The organism is Streptomyces sp. NPDC025806 (genome assembly GCF_055558275.1).
In genome coordinates this window covers 350,084-373,817 of sequence record NZ_JBVHMU010000004.1, presented here as the reverse complement: position 1 = coordinate 373,817, position 23,734 = coordinate 350,084, and the positions used below count along the sequence as shown (strand labels likewise).

At 73.5% G+C, this 23,734-nt stretch carries 19 protein-coding genes; 9 read left to right on the top strand and 10 right to left on the bottom strand.

Annotated elements, in window-relative coordinates:
• The first annotated feature begins 21 nt into the window (after window positions 1-21).
• Window positions 22-672, top strand: a complete 651-nt coding sequence (locus ACZ4E1_RS11705) for a hypothetical protein (protein WP_467538182.1) — start codon at window positions 22-24, stop codon at window positions 670-672.
• A 129-nt stretch (window positions 673-801) separates the two neighbouring features.
• Here the strand turns inward: ACZ4E1_RS11705 and ACZ4E1_RS11700 are convergent, their stop codons facing one another.
• The gene (locus ACZ4E1_RS11700; protein WP_467538180.1) at window positions 802-2,280 is read right to left on the bottom strand and encodes an MFS transporter; all 1,479 of its coding nucleotides are present in this window, start codon (window positions 2,278-2,280) and stop codon (window positions 802-804) included.
• A gap of 177 nt (window positions 2,281-2,457) precedes the next feature.
• Between ACZ4E1_RS11700 and ACZ4E1_RS11695 the strand changes: the two genes are divergently transcribed.
• Window positions 2,458-2,901, top strand: a complete 444-nt coding sequence (locus ACZ4E1_RS11695) for a MarR family winged helix-turn-helix transcriptional regulator (protein ID WP_467538553.1) — start codon at window positions 2,458-2,460, stop codon at window positions 2,899-2,901.
• 234 nt (window positions 2,902-3,135) lie between these two features.
• Here ACZ4E1_RS11695 and ACZ4E1_RS11690 read toward each other — a convergent pair whose 3' ends face one another.
• The gene (locus tag ACZ4E1_RS11690; protein WP_467538178.1) at window positions 3,136-3,981 is read right to left on the bottom strand and encodes a diacylglycerol kinase; all 846 of its coding nucleotides are present in this window, start codon (window positions 3,979-3,981) and stop codon (window positions 3,136-3,138) included.
• 182 nt (window positions 3,982-4,163) lie between these two features.
• Here ACZ4E1_RS11690 and ACZ4E1_RS11685 point away from each other — a divergent pair, with 182 nt between their 5' ends.
• Complete coding sequence (locus ACZ4E1_RS11685; protein ID WP_384619668.1) at window positions 4,164-5,447, top strand: adenylosuccinate synthase; 1,284 nt, start codon at window positions 4,164-4,166, stop codon at window positions 5,445-5,447.
• Window positions 5,448-5,517: 70 nt separating this feature from the next.
• Here the strand turns inward: ACZ4E1_RS11685 and ACZ4E1_RS11680 are convergent, their stop codons facing one another.
• Window positions 5,518-6,228: a DNA alkylation repair protein gene (locus tag ACZ4E1_RS11680; RefSeq protein WP_467538176.1), complete on the bottom strand. Its 711-nt coding sequence runs from the start codon at window positions 6,226-6,228 to the stop codon at window positions 5,518-5,520.
• Between the two features lie 144 nt (window positions 6,229-6,372).
• Here ACZ4E1_RS11680 and ACZ4E1_RS11675 point away from each other — a divergent pair, with 144 nt between their 5' ends.
• On the top strand, window positions 6,373-9,204 hold the full coding sequence (locus tag ACZ4E1_RS11675) for a type 1 periplasmic-binding domain-containing protein (protein ID WP_467538174.1): 2,832 nt from the start codon (window positions 6,373-6,375) through the stop codon (window positions 9,202-9,204).
• A gap of 24 nt (window positions 9,205-9,228) precedes the next feature.
• On the opposite strand, the gene ACZ4E1_RS11670 is transcribed toward ACZ4E1_RS11675, so the two are convergent.
• Window positions 9,229-11,043, bottom strand: a complete 1,815-nt coding sequence (locus ACZ4E1_RS11670; RefSeq protein WP_467538551.1) for a serine/threonine-protein kinase — start codon at window positions 11,041-11,043, stop codon at window positions 9,229-9,231.
• Between the two features lie 208 nt (window positions 11,044-11,251).
• On the opposite strand from ACZ4E1_RS11670, the gene ACZ4E1_RS11665 reads away from it, so the two are divergent.
• From ACZ4E1_RS11665 to ACZ4E1_RS11650, 4 genes are all read left to right on the top strand, one after another.
• Window positions 11,252-12,607, top strand: coding sequence for an aminotransferase class III-fold pyridoxal phosphate-dependent enzyme (locus ACZ4E1_RS11665; protein ID WP_467538172.1), 1,356 nt, complete (start codon window positions 11,252-11,254; stop codon window positions 12,605-12,607).
• A 165-nt stretch (window positions 12,608-12,772) separates the two neighbouring features.
• Window positions 12,773-14,089 (top strand): sensor histidine kinase, encoded by a 1,317-nt coding sequence (locus ACZ4E1_RS11660; RefSeq protein WP_467538170.1) that lies wholly within the window; start codon window positions 12,773-12,775, stop codon window positions 14,087-14,089.
• Window positions 14,086-14,739, top strand: a complete 654-nt coding sequence (locus ACZ4E1_RS11655; RefSeq protein WP_467538168.1) for a response regulator — start codon at window positions 14,086-14,088, stop codon at window positions 14,737-14,739. Before ACZ4E1_RS11660 ends, ACZ4E1_RS11655 begins: the two co-directional genes overlap by 4 nt.
• 60 nt (window positions 14,740-14,799) lie before the next feature.
• Window positions 14,800-16,014, top strand: a complete 1,215-nt coding sequence (locus tag ACZ4E1_RS11650) for a cytochrome P450 (RefSeq protein WP_467538166.1) — start codon at window positions 14,800-14,802, stop codon at window positions 16,012-16,014.
• 18 nt (window positions 16,015-16,032) lie between these two features.
• On the opposite strand, the gene ACZ4E1_RS11645 is transcribed toward ACZ4E1_RS11650, so the two are convergent.
• Both ACZ4E1_RS11645 and ACZ4E1_RS11640 read right to left on the bottom strand, forming a co-directional pair.
• The gene (locus ACZ4E1_RS11645; RefSeq protein WP_467538164.1) at window positions 16,033-17,658 is read right to left on the bottom strand and encodes an ABC transporter permease; all 1,626 of its coding nucleotides are present in this window, start codon (window positions 17,656-17,658) and stop codon (window positions 16,033-16,035) included.
• On the bottom strand, window positions 17,655-18,578 hold the full coding sequence (locus ACZ4E1_RS11640) for an ABC transporter ATP-binding protein (RefSeq protein ID WP_467538163.1): 924 nt from the start codon (window positions 18,576-18,578) through the stop codon (window positions 17,655-17,657). The genes ACZ4E1_RS11645 and ACZ4E1_RS11640 overlap by 4 nt, the downstream gene beginning before the upstream one ends.
• A gap of 102 nt (window positions 18,579-18,680) precedes the next feature.
• On the opposite strand from ACZ4E1_RS11640, the gene ACZ4E1_RS11635 reads away from it, so the two are divergent.
• Window positions 18,681-19,199 (top strand): GbsR/MarR family transcriptional regulator, encoded by a 519-nt coding sequence (locus ACZ4E1_RS11635; protein ID WP_467538161.1) that lies wholly within the window; start codon window positions 18,681-18,683, stop codon window positions 19,197-19,199.
• Between the two features lie 136 nt (window positions 19,200-19,335).
• Here the strand turns inward: ACZ4E1_RS11635 and ACZ4E1_RS11630 are convergent, their stop codons facing one another.
• The 4 genes from ACZ4E1_RS11630 to ACZ4E1_RS11615 are packed head-to-tail and all read right to left on the bottom strand — an operon-like array spanning window position 19,336 to window position 23,661.
• Window positions 19,336-20,013, bottom strand: a complete 678-nt coding sequence (locus ACZ4E1_RS11630; RefSeq protein ID WP_467538159.1) for a response regulator — start codon at window positions 20,011-20,013, stop codon at window positions 19,336-19,338.
• A 1-nt stretch (window position 20,014) separates the two neighbouring features.
• A complete protein-coding gene (locus ACZ4E1_RS11625; RefSeq protein WP_467538157.1) occupies window positions 20,015-21,439 on the bottom strand; it encodes a sensor histidine kinase in 1,425 nt (474 codons plus the stop codon).
• Window positions 21,440-21,482: 43 nt separating this feature from the next.
• Window positions 21,483-22,664, bottom strand: coding sequence for an acyltransferase family protein (locus ACZ4E1_RS11620; RefSeq protein ID WP_467538155.1), 1,182 nt, complete (start codon window positions 22,662-22,664; stop codon window positions 21,483-21,485).
• Window positions 22,657-23,661, bottom strand: coding sequence for an alpha/beta hydrolase (locus ACZ4E1_RS11615; RefSeq protein WP_467538153.1), 1,005 nt, complete (start codon window positions 23,659-23,661; stop codon window positions 22,657-22,659). The genes ACZ4E1_RS11620 and ACZ4E1_RS11615 overlap by 8 nt, the downstream gene beginning before the upstream one ends.
• Between the last annotated feature and the right edge of the window lie 73 nt (window positions 23,662-23,734).

Below are 23,734 nucleotides of genomic sequence, written 5' to 3'. Positions count from 1 at the left end.
CGGAGCCTCGAAGGAGCCCCCTTGGCCTGTGACCTGTGGCTGGTCCCCCTGGTCGACGTGCTGTGCCACAGCCCCGACAATCCCTTCGCCGAGGAACTCGCGCTCTACGACAGGGCCCTGCACGACGCGGGGCTCCCGCCGGTGCCGGTCCACGCGTACATGCCGGGACTCTCCGGTGACGTGGCCCCGGTCGCGGGGTTCGACTACGACGCGCTGCACTTCCTGCGCCGCGCCTATCTGCTCCAGCTGTGCGGGCTCGAAGTGACGCCGGTCGACGAACTCGGCGGGGACTACGAGCAGTTGCTGGAGATGTTCGAGTCGGCGGCCCAGGGCTCGCACCTGGTCTGGCACTACGACCACGCGGGCGCGTACGTGCCCGTGGACTTCGCGGCCCCGCTGTCCGACGACGAACTGCTCGCCGGGGGCGGTCCGCTGGGCTCCTCGCACGCGCTGTTGCGGGAGCTGGAGTTCGTGGCGCCGGCCATCGGGATCGACCCGGCGAACCCTCCGCTGCCGCCCGTGCCTCCGGCGGCGCCCACGTCCCTCGAGGAGCCGGCCGCGTCCGTCCCCCTGGACGACAGCCCGTTCGCCCGCGAGCGCCACGTCTGGCTGGGCCTGCACCAGGCAGCGACCCGCAGCCTGGCCCAGAGCTCGATGATCATCTTCAGCTGACCCCGGCAGTCCCGAGCGGCCGGCCCCTGAAGGCGCACGAAGTGCGCCTTCAGGGGCGCGGGGAACTGCGCGAGCAACCACGACGGCGCAGCACCCGGCGACGGCGACCGGCCGCACGGCGCGATCCGTTCAGGGACGCGCCACCCCCGACCGGGCCGCCTCCGCCGACACACCCGCCTCGCCCCCGGCAGGGACCGGCTCGGCGGGGCGGTACGGGATGGCCAGAGTGATCAGCGCCCCGATCACCGCCACTCCGCACCCGATCAGCATGCCCGTACGGAACGCGTCCTCCGACGGAAGCGTGACCCCGCCCGCCGACACGGTCATCTGCGCCAGCACGACCCCGATCACGGCGGCGGAGGCCGACGTACCGATCGACCGCATCAGCGTGTTGAAACTGTTCGCGGCCGCCGTCTCGGACTGCGGCACCCCACTCATGATCAGGGCCGGCATCGCACCGTAGGCGAGCCCCACCCCCGCCGTGATCACACACATCACCAGCGTCAGCTGCCACGCACTGCTCATCAGGAACCCGGAGATCCCGTACCCGAGGGCGATCACGACGCTGCCGAGCAGCAGCGTGACCTTCGGCCCGTGCTTGCCGGACAGCTTCCCGCCCAGCGGCGCGACCGCCATCATCATCAGGCCGCCCGGCATCATCCACAGCCCCATCGCCATCATCGACTGCCCGAGCCCGTACCCGGTCTCCTTCGGCAGCTGCAGCAGCTGCGGCACGATCAGCGACGAGGCGTACATCGCGAAGCCGACCACGACCGACGCCGCGTTCGTCATCAGGACCTGGGGGCGGGCCGTGGTGCGCAGGTCCACCATGGGCTGCCGTACCCGCAGCTCCCACAGCCCCCAGCCGAGCAGCACGACGACGGCGACGGCGAACAGGCCGAGCGTCGTCCCGCTCCCCCAGCCCCAGTCCGCGCCCTTCGACACGGCGAGCAGCAGCGCGACGAGGCCGACGCCGAGCGCCACGGCCCCGACGTAGTCGAACCCGCCCGTGACCGGCGCCCGCCGCTCCGTGTCCGGCACGGCGAACTTCAGCAGCGCGGCGATGGTCACGCTCAGGCCCGCGGACACCCAGAAGAGCACGCGCCAGCTGCCGTAGTCCGCGATCGCCGAGGCGAACGGCAGGCCGAGCGCGCCGCCGATGCCGAGCGAGGCGCTCATCAGGGCGATGGACGTGCCGAGCTTCTCCGGCGGCACCAGGTCGCGGAGCAGGCTGATGCCGAGCGGTACGAGACCGACGCCGAGGCCCTGGAGGCCCCGACCGACGACCATCGTGGTCAGGTCGGAGGCCAGCGCGGCGACGACCGAACCGGCGATCAGCGGCACGGTCGAGACGAGCAGCATCCGCCGCTTGCCGTACAGGTCGCCGAGCCGGCCCATGATCGGCGTGGCGACGGCGCCCGCGAGCAGGGTGACGGTGACGACCCAGGTCGCGTTCGACGGGGAGGTGCCCAGGATGCGCGGCAGCTCGCCGAGCAGGGGTACGACCAGGGTCTGCATGACCGAGGCCACGATGCCGCCGAACGCGAGTACGGCGACGATGCGCCCGGGGTGACCGGTGGGCGTGGCCCCGGGCTTGCTGGCTTCCACGGCGGTTGGGCTCCTTCGTCCTTGGGATGTGCACCGTACAATTCATATGCACGATGCACAACACATGTACGGTGCATATCGCCGTGATATACCTGCCGGTAAGCGGAGGAAGGACGGGTCGAGGTGGCTGAGGTGGCTGACGCGAGCGAGGGCTCCGGTGGCGACAAGGACGCCACGATGCGGCAGCTCGAGTTCGAGACGATGCTGTTCAACCGGCACGCGTATCTCTTCGCGCACCGCGCCAGAGCGTCGATCTGGAACCTCGACCGCAGCGCCTACATCCTGCTCACCCGGATCCAGCTGGTCGGCCCGATGTCGATCGGCCAGCTGAGCGAGGCGACCGGGCTCGACGCGTCGACGCTGAACCGGCAGACCGCCGCGATGACCCGGCAGGGGCTCGTCGAGCGCATCCCCGACCCCGACGGCGGGATCGCCCGCAAGTTCCGGATCACGGAGGAGGGCGAGCGCGCGCTGGACGGCGACCGCGCCCGCAACCTCGGCATCCTGGAGGACCTGATGGACGACTGGTCCCCCGCCGAGGCCGCGACCTTCACCGCCTCCCTCCACCGCCTCAACCGAGCGATAGAACGCCTCGACGGCCGCCCCTGGCCCCGCCCCTGACCGCCCCGGCGCCCCGCAGACGCGCCCCGTCAGGGGCACGGGGCTGTATGCACGTGCGGCTCCGCCGCGCGGGCGCGAGCAACCACGACGACGTCGCAGACAGCAGCCGCGCCGACAGCAGGCAAACGCGCCCCGTCAGGGGCGCGGGGAACTGCGCGAGCAACCACGACGATGGCGCACCCGGCGACGACGCCCAACCTCAGCGGCGCCCCCACCCCGATCCCCCGCAGCGCGCTACGGCAACGCCAGCGCCCACGCCCCCGCCCGGACCGCCCAGGTCCGTCTGCGCACCGGCCCCCCGATCACCGCATCGGCCCGGTACCGGAAGTCGGCCCCCGAGACGGTCACGCTCCGGGCGGCTACCCGGACCGCCCCACCGGCGGCGCCGACCCGCACCTCGACCTGCGCGAACCCCGCCCCCGCCGCCACGCACACCCCGTCGACCGGCTGGTCCAGATCCACCAGCGTCACGCCGTCCGCCTCCACCCGGAGCCGCGCCGCCGCCCCCGGGGCCGAGGCCGCGCCACCCGCCGACCGCGCCCCCCCGAACCCCCGCACCAGCGACCGGCACGTCCGCAGGAACGGCAGCCCGTGCCCCGCGGAGCTCTCCCCGGAACCGGACGGCCCGACCGGCGGGATCCGGAGCTCGCCGAGCACCACCCCGTCGCTGTCGTCGACCAGCAGGTCGAGCCGCCGCTCCACCCCGTCGAGCGCCGCCCGCGCCGCCGCGACCGGCCCCACCGGCACGCCCAGGGAGTGCGCGAGCCCCACCGAGGCCCCCACGGGCACCATCGACACTACGGCGTCACCCAGCTCCCGGTCCCGGTGCAGCAACGACACGGCCCGCAGCAGCGCCCGGTCGTCGCCCACGACCACGGGCCGTCTCCCGCCCCGCCGCGCCAGGGCCCGCGCGAACTCCGCGGGCCCCTCCGGCAGGCACACCTTCGCGGTCGCGGCCGCGCACAGAACGTCCTTCGCGATCCGTACGGACTCCCCGTCCGCACGCCGCGCCGACGGGTCCACGATCACCAGGAGCTGCCGCGACAGCGCCTCGCCCACGCGGTCCGACGGATGGTCCAAAGCCGCCACCTCGGCTCCGCCTCGCTTCCTCGGGTAGCATCTTTGTGCAAGAGCCCCTTGCGCTATTGCGCCAGGGGCTTCGTCTATTCCGGGGTACCCCAAGGTTCACGAAGGCTGTGACGCACATCAGCGGCTGCGGCCCCTGACCTTGGACATGCCCCGCCCGGAAGGGGTGTACGCCTGTGCCCGCACTTGTGCTGCTCGGTGCTCAGTGGGGTGACGAAGGCAAGGGAAAGGCCACCGACCTGCTCGGTGGGTCCGTGGACTACGTAGTGCGCTATCAGGGCGGCAACAACGCCGGCCACACGGTTGTCGTAGGCGACCAGAAGTACGCGCTGCACCTCCTCCCTTCCGGAATCCTCTCCCCGGACTGCACGCCGGTCATCGGAAACGGTGTCGTCGTCGACCCGTCGGTCCTGCTCTCCGAGCTGAGCGGTCTGAACGAGCGCGGCGTCGACACGTCCAAGCTCCTGATCAGCGGAAACGCTCACATCATCACGCCGTACAACGTCACGGTCGACAAGGTGACGGAGCGCTTCCTCGGCAAGCGCAAGATCGGCACGACCGGGCGCGGCATCGGCCCGACCTACGCGGACAAGATCAACCGCGTCGGTATCCGTGTGCAGGACCTCTACGACGAGTCGATCCTCACCCAGAAGGTCGAAGCCGCCCTCGAGGTCAAGAACCAGCTCCTGACCAAGCTGTACAACCGCCGCGCGATCGAGTCGCAGCAGGTGGTGGAGGAGCTCCTCGGCTACGCGGACCAGATCAAGGGCTACGTGGCCGACACGACCCTGATCCTGAACAACGCGCTCGAGGAGAACAAGGTCGTCCTCTTCGAAGGCGGCCAGGGCACGCTCCTGGACATCGACCACGGCACGTACCCCTTCGTCACCTCGTCGAACCCGACTGCGGGCGGCGCCTGCACCGGCGCCGGCGTCGGCCCGACGAAGATCAGCCGCGTCATCGGCATCCTGAAGGCGTACACCACGCGCGTCGGCGCGGGCCCGTTCCCGACCGAGCTCTTCGACCAGGACGGCGAGGACCTGCGCCGCATCGGTGGCGAGCGCGGTGTCACCACCGGCCGTGACCGTCGCTGCGGCTGGTTCGACGCGGTCATCGCCCGCTACGCCACCCGCGTCAACGGCCTGACCGACTTCTTCCTCACCAAGCTCGACGTCCTCACCGGCTGGGAGCAGATCCCGGTCTGCGTGGCCTACGAGATCGACGGCAAGCGCGTCGAGGAGCTTCCGTACTCCCAGACCGACTTCCACCACGCGAAGCCGATCTACGAGAACCTGCCCGGCTGGTCCGAGGACATCACGAAGGCCAAGACCTTCGCCGACCTCCCCAAGAACGCGCAGGCCTACGTGAAGGCCCTGGAAGACATGTCCGGCGCCCCCATCTCGGCCATCGGCGTCGGCCCCGGCCGCGACGAGACGATCGAGATCAACTCGTTCCTGTAACCCAGGACGCGTCCGCACCGACGCCCCGGTCCGCCATCCCGGCGGACCGGGGCGTCGGCCTTTCTCCGGGTCAGCCCTTCGCGTTCTGTCTGCGGACGATCTCCGTGATCCAGGTCGGGGCGTAGGGGGAGGTGCAGCCGGGTGGGGTCGGGTGGTCCTTGAGGACTTCGAGGCGTTCGCCGATCGCCAGGGCGCGGGGGCGGAGGGGCTCGTGGGAGATGCCGATCTGGGCCAGGCAGTGGTTCATCGCCCACTGGAGGCGGTCGGGGGCCTGCTTCATGCCGGACTCGATCGTGTCGAGGAGGGCCGGGAGGTCCAGGCCAGCCGGTTTTTTTGCCACGCGGTCCGTGGTGAGGGCCCATCCGGCGCTCGCGACGGTCGGGTCGGGGTCCGTCAGCCAGGCCCGGCGGAGGTCCTCCGCGTGCGGGCTCTTCTTCACGACGTAGGAGACGAGCCAGTCGTGGACCTTCGGGGTGCGGGCCGTGCGGAGCATGGTGTCCAGCTCGTCGCGGGGGAAGGCCTTGGGGCGGGCGACGAGGAGGGCCAGGAGTTTCGCCGCCGTGTCGTCCGTGGACCAGAGGGAGCGGGCCAGGTCCTGGTCGGGGCCGATGCGTTTGGCGAGGGCGCGGAGCTTGGTGAGGTTCACGCCGTGGTCGTCGCCGTGCCGCTCGTTGACGGCGCGCGCCTTGGGGTCCTCCAGGGCGGCCAGTTCGGCCTGGGCCTGCGCGAGCGTCGTCGGCGGCGTACGGGTCACCGTTCTGTCCTCTCGCTTCTCGGTCATTCCGTTCAGTCCGGTTCAGTTCACACGGTAGCCCCCCTCGGCCCGATGTCAGCGGTCCGCCATTTTCGGTGTCTCCGGTCCCAACTCTGCTGTTCTGCCCCATACTTGACGCCCCCATGACGTCAAGGCCAAGGGATCGCGAAGATGGGATTCCCGAACGACGAGGGCGCGACGGAGTTTCTGCGAGCGTTCCGAGCCGCCGTCTACCCCCAACGGTGGCAGGTGCTGAAGCCGGAGAGCACGCCGCTGCCCCCGGTCCTGCTGGACACGGGCGGGTCCGGCGACGAGCGGTGCCGGCGCCGGCAGCGCGTCCTCGAAGCGCTGGAGCGCGCGCTGCGGACCGAGGACGGGCGGGCCGTGGCCTACTCGCGCCCCCAGCAGCTGCCCGCCGACCGGCCCGGCGAGGAACTCCTCACGCTGCGCGTCGGCCGCGATCTGCGCAGCCAGCCGCCCCACCATGTCGGCGAACTGCGGCTGCGGGACTTCGAGTTCGTCGCCCGGATGGTCACGTACGCGATCGAGCTGGCCCGGATGCCCGCGGAGGGCGACGGGGCTCTCACCGGCAACGAGCTGAGCGACCGGCTCCAGTCCCGGGCCCTGCGCGACGCCCTGTACGAGCTGCGGGTCGCGGAGCCGAGCGGGCTCGCGCACCATCTGGCGAAGCTGGCGCCCGCGCCCGACGGTGGAAACCTCGTCCTCGCCTACCTGTCGCGCCTGCTGTCCCACCCCCTCTTCCACAGCCTCCCGCGCAAACTGTGGGACCGGCGCTGGGGCCACCGCCTGCTGCGCTCGCGCCGCTACCGCTGGTACCGCGACTGGCTGCGTCTGGCGCACCCCGCCCGCTCGGTCTTCGACCAGGTCGGCGATTCCCTCGTCGCCCAGGGCCTCGCGCTGCGCGGGCCGGAGCACGAGCGGCAGAACGCCCTGTTCGAACTGGAGAAGCTGCTGCTGCGGGCGCTCCTGTCGGATCTGCACCGCGCGCACCCGGCACGCTTCGCCGGGCCGTGGAAGCGCCGCCGCCGCACCCGGCGCGTGGTCCTGCTCGAACTGCCCGCCGGGGACAGCGCGCAGGGCCGCGACGCCGTGCGGTTCCTGCAGGCGTACCGCAGCGCCTACCGGGCTCCCGGCTCCGCCTCCCTGTTCGTGGTCGGCGCGGGCGAACCGGACGGATACCCGGAGGCCGCCGGGCAGACCTGGCACCGGCGGGACGTGGAGAGCCTGGCCGTCGTGGGCCAGCACCTGACCGACCCGCCCGCCGAGCACGCGGACGCGGAGGCGGCGCCCTGGCTCCTCGGCCGCCGCTTCGCGGACCCGGCGTTCGCGGGCGAGGGCCTGCCGGTCGCCCGCCTGCGTCCGCCCGCGCCGGTGTGCGGGCCGCGCCTGGAGGCCACCGCGATCGGCGTCGTGCTGGCCGCGCTGGTCGCGACCGGTGCGGTCCTGGGGCCCCTGGGCGGGCAGGGGGAGGAGACGTACGCGCGCTGTCTGGACGGGAGCGCCGTCTCGCGGAAGGCGGGGCCGCCCGAGGAGATACGTGACGTCGACGCGGCCCCGAACCTGCTGAGCGACGACGATCCGATGGCGGCCTACCGCACGGTGCGCGCCCAGATCGACGCGAACAACGAGCGGGCCGTCGCCGACGAGCGGGCCACCGCCTCGGCCCCGGCCGACGACCAGTACGTCGTCCGCACCGTCGTGTACATCGCGCCCTCCCCCAGCGAGGGCGCGTACAAGGCACTGTCGGAGCTGCGCGGCATCTGGCTCGCGCAGGCCCGCATCAACGCCCAGGCGCACCGGGACGAGACCCGCGGCGGCGTCGAACTCCGCGTGGACGTACGGGACGCGGGACCGCACTTCGAGCGGGCCGAGAAGGTCGCGGACGGCATCGTGCGCGAGGTGCGGCGCACCCGGCAGGCCGGCGACCACACGACGGTCGTGGGGGTCGTCGGGTTCGCGGAGAGCAGGGCCGAGACGAGGGCGGCGGCCGGCATCCTCAGCGACCACCAGGTGCCGGTGGTCAGCACGACGGCCTCCGCGGACGCGATGGCGCAGGCGGGCCCGTACTACCGGCCCATGGCACCCAACGACGACCGGGAGAGCACGCTCGCCGTACAACTGGCCCACGAGGGCGCCGTGATCGCGACGGACGGCCCCGCGCACGGGGCGCGACGCTGCGAGTCGGCGACCCAGGCCGTCGTGGTGAGCACCCCCACCGACCTCTACAGCAACGAGATCGGCCGCGAATTCGTGAGGAAGTTCGGCAAGGCGGAGCCCGGCGGCGCCAAGCTGCTCCCGTACACCGGCGAGGCGGGCGCCCCGGCGGAGATCGGCCGGCAGATCTGCGCGTACCTCAAGGGGAACCCGCGCACCGTCGTCTACTGGTCGTCCCGCGTGGCCAGCCTCAGCACCTTCGTGGACAACTACCGCGACACCGCCTGCGCGGGCCGGAACCTGACGGTCATCGCCGGGAACGACGTCACGAACGCGGAGCTCAACGGCGACTTCAAGTACGTGCCCTGGCTGCGGCTCTACCACACGGCACACGTGCTGCCCGTGGGCCACGAGCTGGCGAACAGCGAGGCGACCGGGTACGCGGCCAACTACGCCTACTACGTGGGCGCGGACGACAAGTGGCGCAACGACGGGCACGGGCCGATCGCCTTCGACGCCTTCCGGGTGCTGAGCCAGGCGGCGAACGGCGCCAACCGCAGCAACCGGCAGGAGGTGACCACCGCCGCGGTGAAGTCCGCGCTCGACAGCGGCGTCGAACTGCTGGGCAGCAGCGGCGCCATCCGCTATCCGCAGAGCAACCCCGGCTCGAAGCCGCCGCGCGACAAGGCGATCGTCATCGAGGTGGCCACCGAGGGCGAGCCGCGGCTCGTGGCGTACTGCGGCGCGTTCGGCCTGGACGAGCCCCAGACGGTCACCGAGTGGGGGCCGAGCGGCAGCCGGCTGCCCTGCCCGACCGACTCGCGCTGAGACCCCCGCCCGCTCAGGCCGCCGTCAGCCCTCCTTGCCGTAGGTGAGGACCTGGCGGTGGCCGGTCGAGTCGATCAGGATGCGGCGCAGCTCGCCCGAGGACAGGATCGTCACCGTGCTCGGGGTGCCGGGGCGGCAGGCGACCGGCGGTTCGGCGACGACCGCCTCCGTGCCCTGGACGTTCAGCGTGGAATCGTCGGCGGAGGCGAGCGCGCCCTCGAACTCGCAGTGGTACGGGGAGCCGCTGTCGAGCGTGCCGTCCTGGGTCAGCTTGAGCACGGTGTCGCCGGGCTCGCCCTGCTCGATGACGAGGGTGCGGGTGATGGGCCCGTAGTCGTTGGTCTGCTCGTTCGTCCACGTGCCCAGGAACTTGGTGGGGATGTCGCCCGCCCCGGCCTGCGCGGAGTCGGACTCCGACGGGGAGTCGGGCGGCTCGGTGGACTGCTGCCCCGGGGTCGTCTCGCCGCCCTGCTGCGAGGGCGCGGCCGAGGACTGGCCGGACGGCGTCGGGTCGTCGCCGCCCTTGCCCTCGGACGAGCCGTCGCTCTTCATCAGCGCGTACACCGAGCCGCCCGCGCCGAGCGCCACGATCAGCGCGACCGCGACGAGCGCCGCCGTGGAGCGGCCCCGGCGCGGGGGCTCCTGCGGCGGGATGCCTACGGGGGCGACGCCGGGGCCGTAGGGCGGCGTCTGGTTCCACACGGGCTGCGGCTGGGGGTGCGGTTGGGGGTAGCCGTACGCGGGCGGTGCCGGGGGTGTCGGCGCCGGGGTGTCCTGGCCGACGATCATCGTCGGGAGATGGTCGAGCTGCGCCCCGCCCGGCGCACCCGGGGGCGGCGGTGTGTCCGGATCGGCGGCCTGCGCCGGGGCGGGCGGCAGCGCGGGCCGGGACGGGGCCGCCGGCAGGGAGGCCTGCTCCGGGTCCTCCGAGTCGAGCAGCTGCACGGCGTGCCGGCCCAGCTGCGCCACGAGCGCGCCCGGCAGCCACGGGTCACGCGTGCGCCCGCCGTCCCCGAGCGTGTCCTCCGCGCCCGTCCGCTCCAGGATGTCCTCCAGCGTCGGCCGGTCGGCGGGCCGCTTGCGCAGACAGTCCCGTACGAGCTCCTGGAGGCCCTCCGGAAGCCCGTCGAGGTCCGGCTCCTCCTGCGCGATACGGAACATCAGGGCGTGCACCCCGCTGTTCGACGTGCCGAACGGCAGGGCGCCGGAGGCCGCGTAGGCGAGCACCGAGCCGAGGCAGAAGACATCGCAGGCCGGGGTGATCCGGTCCCCGCGCACCTGCTCCGGCGCCATGAAACCCGGGGAGCCGACGAGCGCGCCGGTCCGCGTCAGACCGCCGTCCGTGACCGTCTCCATGGCGCGCGCGATGCCGAAGTCGATGACGCGCGGGCCGTCGATCGTCACCAGCACGTTCGACGGCTTCAGGTCGCGGTGGATCAGGCCCGCCGCGTGGATGTCCTGCAGCGCGTGCGCGAGGCCCGCCGCCAGGATCCGTACCGAACGCTCCGGCAGCGCGCCGTGATCGTGCGACACGACTTGCTGGAGCGAGGGGCCCGCCACATAGCCGGTGGCCAGCCACGGCACCGCGGCCTCCGTGTCCGCGTCGAGCACCGGCGCCGTCCACGCGCCGCCGACCCGCTGCGCCGCCTGCACCTCCTGCCGGAAACGGCTGCGGAACTCCTCCTGCTCGGCGAGCTCCTCGCGCACCAGCTTCACGGCGACCGTGCGACCGCGCTCGGAGCGCGCCAGATAGACCTGCCCCATCCCACCGGCCCCGAGCCGCCCCAGCAGCCGGTACGCGCCGATGTGCTGCGGGTCGCCCGGCCCCAGCCGGTCCAGTCTGTCCATGTCGCGCCACCCTCCCCCGAATCGTGACCAACAGCACGAGAATAGTGCGGGCCTACGACACAGAGGACCGATGCGCCTTCTACGGTTCCGTAACGCCGGGGAACGGCCGGGGAACCCCGACAAACTGTCGCGTTCGGCGGCGGCGGGCGTACAGGACGCCGATGGTGCGCCCACACTGCGGACATCTACCCTCGGGCTCATGACCCCTCAGCCGAATCCCCAGGTCGGCGCCGCCGTCAAGGCCGCGGACCGCAAGCACGTGTTCCACTCCTGGTCCGCGCAGGAACTCATCGACCCGCTCGCCGTCGCCGGCGCAGAAGGCTCCTGCTTCTGGGACTACGAGGGCAACCGGTACCTCGACTTCACGTCCGGGCTCGTCTACACGAACATCGGGTACCAGCACCCGAAGGTCGTCGCGGCGATCCAGGAGCAGGCCGCCACGATGACGACGTTCGCGCCCGCGTTCGCCGTCGAGTCCCGCTCGGAGGCCGCCCGCCTCATCGCCGAGCGCACGCCCGGCGACCTCGACAAGATCTTCTTCACCAACGGCGGCGCCGACGCCGTCGAGCACGCCCTGCGCATGGCCCGTCTGCACACGGGCCGCCCGAAGGTGCTCGCCGCGTACCGCTCGTACCACGGCGGCACCCAGCAGGCGATCAACGTGACGGGTGACCCGCGCCGCTGGGCCAGCGACACGGGCTCCGCGGGCGTCGTCCGGTTCTGGGCGCCGTTCCTGTACCGGTCCCGCTTCTTCGCCGAGACAGAGGAGCAGGAGTGCGCCCGCGCGCTGGAGCACCTGGAGACGACGATCCAGTTCGAGGGTCCGGCGACGATCGCCGCGATCATCCTGGAGACCGTGCCGGGCACCGCGGGCATCATGCTGCCGCCCGCGGGATACCTGGCCGGGGTGCGCGAGCTGTGCGACAAGTACGGCATCGTCTTCGTCCTCGACGAGGTCATGGCGGGCTTCGGGCGCACCGGTGAGTGGTTCGCCGCCGACCTGTACGACGTGACGCCGGACCTGCTGACCTTCGCCAAGGGCGTCAACTCGGGCTACGTCCCGCTGGGCGGTGTCGCGATCTCCGGCGCCATCGCGGAGACCTTCGCCAAGCGGCCCTACCCGGGCGGTCTCACGTACTCCGGGCACCCGCTGGCCTGCGCCGCGGCCGTCGCCACCATCAACGTGATGGAGGAGGAGGGCATCGTCGCGCACGCCGCGAAGCTCGGCGCCGAGGTCGTGGAGCCGGCGCTGCGGGAGCTCGCCGAGCGGCACCCGTCGGTGGGCGAGGTGCGCGGCGTCGGCATGTTCTGGGCGCTCGAACTCGTACGGGACCGGGAGACGCGGGAGCCGCTCGTGCCGTACGCGGCCGCGGGCGAGGCCAACGCCCCGATGGCGGCCTTCACGGGCGCCGCCAAGGCGAACGGTCTGTGGCCCTTCGTCAACATGAACCGCACGCACGTCGTGCCGGCCCTCAACATCACCGAGGCCGAACTGAAGGAGGGCCTCGCCGCGCTGGACGCCGCGCTGGCCGTCGCGGACGAGCACGTGGCCTGAGCGCCCGCTCCCGGAGCCCGCGGCCGTCTTCCCGGCCGCGGGCTCCGTCCGGCCTCGGCGCCCCCGCCGCAGGGGCCGAGGCCGGCGTAGTACTTGAGGGGGACGGGCAGGGACCCTTCCTGGTGGGGACGACCCGGGGTGGTGGGGGAACCTACCGTGAGGTGCATGACCGAGACGACCACCTCCGCCGGCCCCGAGCTCAGCCTGGTCAAGGCGGCCCTGAGCGGACTGCGCGCGGACCTGTTCCGGGACGTACGCGCCTACCGCCCCCTGCCCCGCGCCGCGTCCGACAGCACGTGGCTGCGGCTGTTCCCGCTGCCGATGCGGGACCAGATGCGGGTGCTGCCGCACGTCGGCGTGCTGGGCCTCGCCCTGCTCACGTTCGCCGTCGGCGCGGAGAGCGTCAGCTTCGGCGCCGACGCGTACGTCGCGGTGCTGTGCGGCCTCCTCGTCGGGGCACCGGTGGCGCTCACGCTGCTGCGGCCGGTCCTCGCGTGGTGGGTGTCGCTCGGCGCGGCCGCCGTCCTCGTCTTCGTCACCGGCGGCTCCCCGACCCCGTGGCCCGCGGGCAGCCTCGTCGGGCACACCCTGGTGATGATGATCGTCGCGGCCCGCACCGGGCCCCGCACGGCGGCCGGCATGTGGGCGCTGAGCACGCTCTACGGGATCGTCGTCACGCCGCTGACCGGCGGCGACTGGTACTACAGCGACGCCCTCCCGATGCTGGTCGCCTCCGGCCTCGCGGTCGCCCTGGTGACCCTGGTCCAGGTCAACCGCTCGGCCCGCCGCGAGGTCGCCCAGGAGCGCACGGCCGGCGCCGTCGAACGGGACCGCCGCACCCTCCTGGAGGAGCGCACGAACATCGCCCGTGAGCTGCACGACGTCGTCGCCCACCACATGTCCGTCGTCGCCATCCAGGCCGAGGCCGCCCCGTACCGCGTCGAGAACCCGCCGCCCGAGCTGGAGCAGGCGTTCGTCACGATCCGGGAGAACGCGGTGGCGGCCCTCACCGAACTGCGCCGGGTCCTGGGCGTCGTACGGGCCGAGGACTACGAGGCGCCCGACGCCCCGCAGCCGACCCTCGCCGACCTCGACCGCCTCCTGGAGAACGTGCGCGAGGCCGGGACAACCGTCGACAAGAGCGTGACCGGAGCCGTCCGCGCCCTGCCGCCCGGCGTCGAACTGTCCGCGTACCGCATCGTCCAGGAGGCCCTCAGCAACGTCCTGCGGCACGCCCCCGGCGCCCCGGCCCGCGTCGAGGTCGCGTACGTGCTCGGCGGGCTCGGCCTGCGGATCGTGAACGGGCCGCCCGGCGCCCTGGTGAAGCCCAGCCCCGGCGCGGGGCACGGGGTCACCGGCATGCGGGAGCGGGTCGCGATGCTCGACGGCGAGATGACCGCGGGGGCGACGGAGGACGGCGGCTACGAGGTCGCGGTGTTCGTGCCGGTCGCCGCCGCGTCGGCCGCGGAGGACGACGCATGATCAGGGTGCTGATCGCCGACGACCAGATGATGGTCCGCGAGGGCTTCTCGGTGCTGCTGGGCGCCATGCCGGACATCGAGGTCGTCGGCGAGGCGGTCAACGGGGCGGAGGCCGTCGCCCGGGTCCGCGAACTGCGCCCCGACGTCGTCCTCATGGACATCCGCATGCCGGAACTGAACGGCATCGACGCCACCCGCGAGATCGTCGCCGCGGACGAGGGCGCCAAGGTCCTCGTCCTCACCACCTTCGACCTCGACGAGTACGTGTACCAGGCGCTCCGCGCGGGCGCCTCGGGCTTCCTCCTCAAGGACGCCTCCGCCCGCCAACTCGCCGACGGGGTCCGGGTGGTGGCCTCCGGCGAGGCGCTGCTCGCGCCCACGGTGACCCGCCGCCTGATCACGGAGTTCTCCAAGCTCGCCGAGACCCCCCGGGTCCGCGCCGAGGCCTACGGCGAGCTGACGGAACGCGAGACGGAGGTCCTCGTCCTCATCGCCCAGGGCCTGTCGAACGCGGAGATCGCCACGCGGCTCGTCGTCGCCGAGTCGACCATCAAGACCCATGTGAGCCGGGTCCTGGTGAAGCTGGGCCTCCGCGACCGGACCCAGGCGGCGGTCTTCGCGTACGAGGCCCGCCTCGTCACCCCGGGCTGATCCGGCCGTCCGGGCGCACGGGCCTACCCCCGCCCCGGACGGCCGGACTAACGTCCGCTCATGAACGACACCGTCACCGCCTTCGACCCCTGGTCCCCGGAGTTCCTGGCCGACCCGTACCCCGCGTACCGCGCCCTGCGCGCGGCCGGCCGGGTCCACCACTACGAGCCCACCCACCAGTACCTGATCCCGCACCACCGGGACGTCTCCGCCCTGCTCCGGGACCGCCGTCTGGGCCGCACCTACCAACACCGCCACACCCACGAGGAGTTCGGCCGGACCGCGCCGCCGCCGGAGCACGAGCCGTTCCACACCCTCAACGACCACGGCATGCTCGACCTGGAACCGCCGGACCACACCCGCATCCGCCGCCTCGTCTCCAAGGCGTTCACCCCGCGCACGGTCGACCGCCTGCGCCCCTACGTGGAGAAGCTGGCCGGCGACCTCGTCGGGGACCTCGTCGCGGCCGGCGGCGGCGACCTCCTGACGGCCGTCGCGGAGCCCCTCCCGGTCGCCGTCATCGCGGAGATGCTCGGCATCCCGGAGTCCGACCGCCCGCTGCTGCGCCCCTGGTCGGCGGCGATCTGCGGCATGTACGAGCTGAATCCGCCGGAGGAGACGGCGCGGGCCGCGGTGCGGGCGTCCGTCGAGTTCACGGCGTACCTGCGCGAGCTGATCGCCGCCCGCCGCACCGACCCCGGCGACGACCTGGTCTCCGGCCTGATCGCCGCCTACGACGAGGGCGACCGGCTGACCGAGCAGGAGATGATCTCCACCTGCGTACTGCTCCTGAACGCGGGCCACGAGGCCACGGTCAACTCCACGGTGAACGGCTGGGCGGCGCTGTTCCGCCACCCCGGACAGCTGGCCGCCCTGCGCGCGGACCACTCCCTGGTCCCGTCCGCGATCGAGGAGCTGATGCGCTACGACACCCCGCTCCAGCTCTTCGAACGCTGGGTCCTGGAGGACATCGAACTCGACGGGACGGTCATCCCCCGGGGCTCGGAGGTGGCGCTCCTCTTCGGCTCCGCGAACCACGACCCGGAGGTCTTCCACGACCCCGAGCGCCTGGACCTGACCCGCGCCGAGAACCCGCACATCTCCTTCAGTGCGGGCATCCACTACTGCATCGGCGCCCCGCTCGCCCGGATCGAACTCGCCGCGTCCATGCGGGCGTTGCTGACGCAGGCCCCGACGCTGCGGGCGACGTCGGAGCCGGTGCGCAAGCCGAACTTCGTGATCCGGGGCCTGGAGGGACTGCCCGTCGCACTCTGAGTCCGGTGCGGTGACCGGCTAGTTCGACAGGTCGCGGCGGCGCAGGGCCGCGAGCCCCGCGGCGACGAGCACCGCCGCCAGACCGGTCAGGACGAGCACCGGGGGCCAGGACATCTCCCCGCCGGGCAGCTTCGGGAGGTGACCGAAGGGGGAGAGGTCCATGACCGCCTGCGGGAGCTTCAGGGCCGGGCCGAGCCAGCCGAGGAGCAGGGCCGCCCCGGCCACGGCCCAGCCGGCCGGTGCGGCCTGCGGGGCGAGCCCGTACAGGAGCACGGCGACCGCGCCGAGCACCCACACCGCGGGGAGCTGGACCAGGCACGCGGCGAGGATCGGGCCCAGGTCGTGGCCGTATCCGGCGGCCAGGCCGAGCCCGCCGAACAGCATGATCAGCACGGCCCCGCCGAAGGCGATGACCAGGTGACCGGCCGCCCAGCGCAGCCGGCCCACCGCTCCGCTCAGAACGGGTTCGGCCCGCTGTCCGGTCTCCTCGGCGTGCAGGCGCAGCACGGCCTGGACGACGTAGAGCGAGGCGACCATGCCGAGCATGCCGACCATCGCGGCGAGGAACGCGTCGGTGAGCCCGGACTGGCCGCCCATCCGCTCGATGATCTCGCGGGTGTCCGCGCTGCCGCCGACGAGATCGGTGGCCCCGTTGGTGACGCCGCCGAGTGCGGCGCCGGACGCGAGGAAGGCGAGGGACCAGCCGAGGACGCTGCCGCGCTGGAGCCGCCGGGCGAGGGCGCCCGCCGAACCGAGACGGCCGCGCGCCGGTCCCGGGCGGCTCGGCAGGAAGCTCATGCCGAGGTCGCGCCGCCCGGCGAGGACGTACGCGGCTGCGCCCTGGGCGAGCACGGCCGCGGCGAACAGGAGCAGCACCCACCAGCGTTCACCGGCGTAGGCGCGGGTGTTCTCCAGCCAGCCGATCGGGGAGAGCCAGGTCAGCACGGACGATCCGTCGACGCTTCCGGCGTCACCGGCGGCGCGCAGCACGAAGGCCACGCCGAGCAGGCCCGCGGTCACGCCGCGGGCGAGCCGGGCGCTCTCGGTGAACTGGGCGACGATCGCCGCCATCGTCGCGAAGACCATGCCCGCGCCGCCCGTCGCGAGGCCGAGCGCGAGCGCGCCCGCAAGCCCGTCGCCGGCCGTGACGGCCATGCCGACGGTGATGAACACGGCGATCGTCGCGTTGGCGATCAGGGCCGTCAGCAGGGCAGCGGTCAGCGGGGCGCGCCGCCCGACCATCGCGGCGGACACCATCTCCTGGCGTCCGCTCTCCTCCTCGTCGCGGGTGTGCCGGACGACGATCAGCAGGCTCATCGCCGCCGCGAACACAGCCGCGTACGCGCCGACCCGCCACACGGTGAGCCCGCCGAGGGAGTCGTCGAGGGCCGGTCCGTACAGGGCGCGCAGGGAGCTGTTGGTGCGCATGGTGTCGAGCACGCCGGCCCGCTCGGCGTCGGTCCCGTAGAGGCCCTTGAGGGTCTTCGGCATGGTGACGACGGTGAGCGCGACGACGTAGATCCAGACGGGCATCATGATCCGGTCGCGGCGCAGGGCGAGCCGCAACAGCGTCCCGGTACCGGCGAGTTGGCGGCTGCCGCCGGTGCGCGGGGCGTAGCCGGTGGCGATGACGGCGGCGTTCATCGGGCCACCCCTGAACCGGCGGCCCCGGCGAGGTCCTCCTGGTAGTGGCGCAGGAAGAGCTCTTCGAGGGTGGGCGGCGTGCTGGTCAGGGACCGTACGCCGGAGGCGGTGAGGGAGCGCAGTACGGCGTCGAGGTGGTCGGTGTCGACCTGGAGCCGGACGCGGTGGCCCTGGATGTCGAGGCCGTGCACGCCGGGCAGGTCCGCCAACCCGTTCGGCGGGCCCGCGAGTTCGGCGGTGACGCTGGTGCGGGTGAGGTGGCGCAGCTGGGCGAGGGAGCCGCTCTCGACGGTGCGGCCCTTGCGGATGATGCTGACGCGGTCGCACAGCTCCTCGACCTCGCTGAGGATGTGGGACGACAGCAGGACGGTCTGTCCGCGTTCGCGGGCGGCCTCCTCCACGTACGCCTGGAAGACCTCCTCCATCAGCGGGTCGAGCCCCGAGGTGGGCTCGTCGAGGATGAGCAGGTCGACGTCGGCCGCGGCGAAGGCGGCGACGAGCGCGACCTTCTGCCGGTTGCCCTTGGAGTACGTGCGGCCCTTCTTGGTCGGGTCCAGCTCGAAGCGCTCGACGAGTTCGGCGCGGCGCCGCTCGTCGAGGCCGCTGCGCAGCCGCCCGTACAGGTCGATGACCTCGCCGCCGCTGAGGTTGCGCCACAGGGTGACGTCGCCGGGGACGTACGCGACCTTACGGTGCAGGTCCACGGCGTCGGCCCAGGGGTCGCGGCCGAGCATCTGCACGGCGCCCGAGTCGGCGCGCAGCAGTCCGAGGAGCACGCGGATGGTGGTCGACTTGCCGGCGCCGTTCGGCCCGAGGAAGCCGTGCACCTCGCCGGCCTCGACGTCCAGGTCGAGGCCGTCCAGGGCGTGGGTCCTGCCGAACGACTTGTGCAGTCCGGAGACCGTGATTGCCTTCGTCATGATTCTGAAGCTACGCGGACTTCACAAATTTGTGAAGTTAAGGAAGCGTATAAACTCGATGGCTCAGGCAGCGACGGCACGGGCAGGGGAGATGATCAGGACATGAGCGGCGCCGGTGACGAGACGAGGGATGTCGACACCCCGGACCCGCGCGCCCGCTTCGTCGAACGCTTCGCGGGCCAGCTGGTCGAGGCCGGCATGCCACGGATGCCCGCCCGGATCTTCGCCGCGCTGCTCGCCTCCGACTCCGGGGCGCTGACCTCGGCGGAGCTCGGCGAGCGGCTCACCGTCAGCCCGGCCGCCGTCTCCGGCGCGGTGCGGTACCTCACGCAGCAGCACATGGTCACGCGCGAGCGCGAGCCCGGCACACGGCGCGACCTCTTCCGGGTCCACAGCAACCAGTGGTACGAGGCGCTGGGCAACCGGGACAGTGTGCTCAAGCGCTGGGAGGACGCCCTGCGCGAGGGCGTCGACAACCTGGGCGCGGACACACCCGCGGGCCGCCGCATCGGCGAGACCCTGGCCTTCTTCGAGTTCATGCAGCTCGAACTGGCCGGAATGATGAACCGCTGGCGAGCCCACCGCAAAACCCTGGGCCTGGACGACCCCCAGCCCCACTGAGCGCCTCCGTCGCGGGGCGCGAGCAACCTGCCCCTGGGGGCGCACGAAGTGTGCCCTTCAGGGGCGCGGGGAACTGCGCGACCAGCCACGACGGCGCGGCACCCGGCGACGACGAGCGACCCCCACGGCGCCGCCGTCAGCGCCCCATCCGCGGCGTCACCAACCCGGACTCATAGGCGAAGACCGCCGCCTGGGTGCGGTCGCGCAGGCCCAGCTTGACGAGGATGCGGCCGACATGGGTCTTCACCGTCTGCTCGGCGACGACGAGACTCGCCGCGATCTCCGCGTTCGACAGCCCCTGCGCGATCAACACGAGGACCTCCGCCTCGCGTTCGGTCAGCTCGGCGGGCCGCCGCCCCGGCACGGACGCCGCCCGCGAGGCCCCGTCGGACAGCCGCGCGTACTCGGCGATCAGCCGCCGCGTGACGGTCGGGGCGAGCAGCGCCTCGCCGGAGGCGACGACGCGGACCGCCTCCGCGAGCTGCTCCGCGGAGGCGTCCTTGAGCAGGAACCCGGAGGCCCCCGCGCGGAGCGCCTCGTACACGTACTCGTCCAGGTCGAAGGTGGTGAGGACGAGGACCCGGACGGCCGGGTGCGAAGCGGTGACCCGGCGGGTCGCCTCGATGCCGCTGAGCTCGGGCATCCGGATGTCCATGAGGACGACGTCCGGGTCGAGCTCGGCGACCTGCGCGAGCGCGTCGAGCCCGTCCACCGCCTGCCCGACGACCTCCAGGTCGGGCTGGGTGTTCAGGAGCACGGTGAACCCCTGCCGGACCATCATCTGGTCGTCGGCGATCAGGACCCGGATCGGCATGTCAGGCGTCTCCCCCAGTACGTGAACCCGTACGCGAACCCGTACGAGAGCCCGTACGTGAGCCCGTGCGGGAATCGCCGGGCGCGGGCAGGAAGGCCCGCACCTCGTAGCCGCCGGTGACGGCGACGGGCCCGGCGTCGAGCGTGCCGCCCAGCATCGCGGCGCGCTCCCGCATGCCGAGCAGCCCGTGCCCCGCGCCGGGCGAGGGCGCCGCGGGCCGCTCGGGCGCGGTGTTGGTGACCCGGACCCCGAGGCCGTCGGCGCGGTGGTCGAGCGCCACCTCCACCGTCGAACCGGGCGCGTGCCGCAGCGCGTTGCTCAGCGCCTCCTGCACGATCCGGTACGCCGACAGTTCGACGCCGGGCGGCAGTGGGCGCCGCTCCCCGGTGGCGAGGACGGTCACGGCGAGCCCCGCGGCCCGGGTCCCGGCGACGAGCGCGTCGAGCCGGTCGAGGGTGGGCTGCGGGCGCTGCGGCGCGGCGGCCGTACCGGGATCGTCCGACCCGGCGACCTGCTCCGCGGCGTCGCCGGCGTCCTCGGCGTGCTCGGCACGCAACACCCCGAGCACCCGGCGCAGTTCGGCCAGCGCCTCCAGGGCGCTGGCGCGGATGCCGTCGAGGTTCTCCTTCAGGGCGTCCGGCGGGTTCTCGACCAGGTGCGGGGCGACCTGCGCCTGGATGGAGATGACGGACATGTGGTGGGCGACGACGTCGTGCAGCTCGCGGGCGATGTTCGCGCGCTCCTCCAGGACCGTCCGGCGGGCCCGCTCCTCCGCCGTCAACTCCTCCTGCACGACGAGCCGGTTGCGCGCCTCGCTGCGGCCGCGCAGCGCGACGCCGAGCAGCGAGACCACCGCGAACACGACGACCGAGAGCAGCGTCGTCGACGAGTACCGGGCGATGTCGGCGCCGGTGCTCTGCACCAGCGGCCCGGCCAGCGCGCTCAGCGCGAACGCGACCGCGGTCGCCCGCGTCGGCACCCGCAGCGCGAGCAGCAGCAGCACGGCCCCGTGGGCGATGACCGAGGGCGCGGCCCACGGCCACGCGTCCTCACCGGACGCGGCCTGCCCGGACAGCCAGGGCAGCGCGAGCCGTGCGACGAGCACGCCGGCGAGCAGGGACACCCAGAACGCGAGCGCGGGCCGCCACAGCGCGAGCAGCATCGCGCCGCCCTGCACCCCCATGAGCGCGACGGCGGCCGGCGTCCCCAGGTGGTAGCCGGCGCCGATCTGGTCGATGCCGGAGAGGGTCGTGCCGAGGGCGATCCAGGCGAGCAGCAGATGCGGCGCCCAGCGCAGGAAGCGCGGCCGGGTCAGCGGCGGCAGCGGCCCGCGCTCGAAGGTGAGCAGATCGCGCCGCAGGGAACGCAGCAGCGCCCCGAGTTCGTCCCCCTCGGCTCCCCCGCGCTGTGTCCGGCCTCCCGCCATGGCCCCCACCTTAGAGGGCGGCACCGGCACCCGCCGGTTCCGCTCAGCCATGCCGGACCACGGTCCGGGGGCGCCGGGCGCGCCCCGCCCGCACCACCCGGGAGCGGCCCCGGCCGCCCTGCTCGTACGTACGGAACGCCGCCCAGCACACGGCCAGGGCGAGCGCGAGGACCGGCAGCCACGCCGCCCGCGCCGCGACCCAGCCGAGCGAGTCGGGCACGGTGTGCAGGCCGGGCAGCCGGCCCGCGAGCAGGCCCGTCGCGGTGACCGCCATCAGGGCCGTCTGGTGCCACAGGAAGATCGTCATCGCGAACAGGTTGACCACCGCGACCGCCGCCCAGGCCGCAGGCCGCCGCAGCCAGGACCGCAGCCGGTCCAAAAGCAGCAGCGCGAGTCCGCACTGGGCGAGCCCGAAAGTGACGGCGGCGAGCGTCGGCGGGTTCAGGTTCGAGACGGGGGCGCCGGGCACGCCGACCATCGACGCCGGGTACCCGGCCCACAGGACGAGCCCGGCGGTCGCGGCGGCGCCGCCGACGAGGAGCACCGCCCCGGCCCGCCGGCCGAGTGCCTCCCGCGTCCAGGCCGCGCCGAGCGTGTACGGCACGAGCCAGCCGGCCGCCAGGTTGATCCAGCCGAGCCAGGCGGGGCCGCCGAGGCCGAACCGTACGAGGTCCACGTGGAGGACGACGGCCAGCGGCCACAGCGGGTTGAGCCGGGCCACGAGCGGGGTCGCCGCCGTCAGCGCGGCGAACACCAGCAGGAACCACAGCGGGGACAGCGCGAGCTTCCCCAGGGTGTGGACGGTGGCGTACGGCACCCCGGACAGGAGCATGCCGAGCGCCGCCGCCGTCCACACCACGAGCACCGCGGCGACCGGCCGGAACAGCCGCCCGAGCCGGGCCGTCAGCCACGCCCCGTACGTCTCGCCGCGGGCCCGCGCCGACGCGTACCCCTTGGTCGCCATGTGCCCGCCGACCAGGAAGAACACGGCGAGGGTCTGGAACAGCCAGGAGACGGGGGCGAGCCAGGGCAGGTGCTGGAGCGGGCTCGCGGTGTGCAGGGCGCCATCGCCGCCGGGCACCAGGGCCGTGACGAACCAGTGCCCGAGGACGACCCCGCAGATCGCGAGGGCGCGCAGCGCGTCGACCGCGCGGTCCCGGTGGGCGGGGGTCGCCGCGTCGATCCGGCGGACGAACGACCGTGCGGGGAGCAGGAGTTCACGCATGAGGAGCCTCCGTCACATCGGACACGTCTGCGGGCAGGTGGTCGGTGCCGGGCTCCGCGCCCAGGACGATGCGGGCCATCGCCGCGAGGGAGGGGGTGCCGGGCCGGAAGTAGTCGCTGTGGCCGCCGTCGCCCGCGGCGAAGACCCGTGCGCCGAAGCCGGGCGAGACCGGGTCGGCACCGAAGCCGACCGTCGTGCCGAAGAACCCGGCGCTCACGTGCGGCACATGGGCGATCCAGTCGCCGCCGCCCCGCGCCGCCCACACCCGGGCCCGCGTGCCCAGCTCCGCGGCACGGTCGGCGCCGGTGCCCGGGCTGCCGACCAGGACGAGGTCGGACACCGCCGCCGGGCCGCGCAGCGCGCCGGCAGCGCGCCCGCACACCACGGACCCGTACGAATGGCAGAGGAGGCTGACCGAGGGGCGGGGTCCGCCGACGGCGAGCGACCTCAACTCCCGCACGGATGCGACGAGTCGGGGCGCCGCCTCTTCGGCGCGGCCCGTGGTCGTGACGGCCGGGCTGACCGTGTCCGGTGTCTCGTAGCCGAGCCAGGCGACGATCGCGGCCCGCTCGCCGAGCCGGTCGCGCAGGGCGAGGGCGCCCGCGCGGAACCGGTCGTAGGTGTCGAGGGACGTGTCGGAGCCGGGCACCAGGACGGCGATCCGGCGGGCGTGGGCCAGATCGCCGAACACCTCGACGGCCCGGCCGGAGCCGCGCGCGTCGAAGTGCAGGAACGTCCGGCCGGTGGAGGCCATCTCCCGCAGCTCACGGGCGCGGCCCGTCGCGCCGTACTCCGTGGCCGTCCGGGCGGCCTCGCGGGCCACGGCCCGGTTCGCCGCGTACGTCGCGTCCAGCGAGCCCGCGGTGACGGGGCCGGTGCGGGCCGGCGGCGGGGCGGGGATGTCGGGGTGCGCCGCCGCCGAGACCGGCACCGCCACGGCGCCCGTCACCAGCGCCGCGAGCAGCGCCCGGCGGATCCGTCCCGGCCAGCGGCCCATGGCGTCACTCCCCCTCCGGGCACCGCCGTCCGGCGCCTCTGGAAAGGAAGTTATGAATCACGGGCCGTAACCG

Bases quoted from the DNA above. Each gene is read 5' to 3' on its own strand.
- ACZ4E1_RS11695 (WP_467538553.1), top strand. From the start codon at position 2,458: ATGCGGCAGCTCGAGTTCGAGACGATGCTGTTCAACCGGCACGCGTAT.
- ACZ4E1_RS11680 (WP_467538176.1), bottom strand. From the start codon at position 6,228: ATGACCGAGAAGCGAGAGGACAGAACGGTGACCCGTACGCCGCCGACG.
- ACZ4E1_RS11675 (WP_467538174.1), top strand. From the start codon at position 6,373: ATGGGATTCCCGAACGACGAGGGCGCGACGGAGTTTCTGCGAGCGTTC.
- ACZ4E1_RS11665 (WP_467538172.1), top strand. From the start codon at position 11,252: ATGACCCCTCAGCCGAATCCCCAGGTCGGCGCCGCCGTCAAGGCCGCG.
- ACZ4E1_RS11660 (WP_467538170.1), top strand. From the start codon at position 12,773: ATGACCGAGACGACCACCTCCGCCGGCCCCGAGCTCAGCCTGGTCAAG.
- ACZ4E1_RS11655 (WP_467538168.1), top strand. From the start codon at position 14,086: ATGATCAGGGTGCTGATCGCCGACGACCAGATGATGGTCCGCGAGGGC.
- ACZ4E1_RS11650 (WP_467538166.1), top strand. From the start codon at position 14,800: ATGAACGACACCGTCACCGCCTTCGACCCCTGGTCCCCGGAGTTCCTG.
- ACZ4E1_RS11645 (WP_467538164.1), bottom strand. From the start codon at position 17,658: ATGAACGCCGCCGTCATCGCCACCGGCTACGCCCCGCGCACCGGCGGC.
- ACZ4E1_RS11640 (WP_467538163.1), bottom strand. From the start codon at position 18,578: ATGACGAAGGCAATCACGGTCTCCGGACTGCACAAGTCGTTCGGCAGG.
- ACZ4E1_RS11635 (WP_467538161.1), top strand. From the start codon at position 18,681: ATGAGCGGCGCCGGTGACGAGACGAGGGATGTCGACACCCCGGACCCG.
- ACZ4E1_RS11630 (WP_467538159.1), bottom strand. From the start codon at position 20,013: ATGCCGATCCGGGTCCTGATCGCCGACGACCAGATGATGGTCCGGCAG.
- ACZ4E1_RS11625 (WP_467538157.1), bottom strand. From the start codon at position 21,439: ATGGCGGGAGGCCGGACACAGCGCGGGGGAGCCGAGGGGGACGAACTC.
- ACZ4E1_RS11620 (WP_467538155.1), bottom strand. From the start codon at position 22,664: ATGCGTGAACTCCTGCTCCCCGCACGGTCGTTCGTCCGCCGGATCGAC.
- ACZ4E1_RS11615 (WP_467538153.1), bottom strand. From the start codon at position 23,661: ATGGGCCGCTGGCCGGGACGGATCCGCCGGGCGCTGCTCGCGGCGCTG.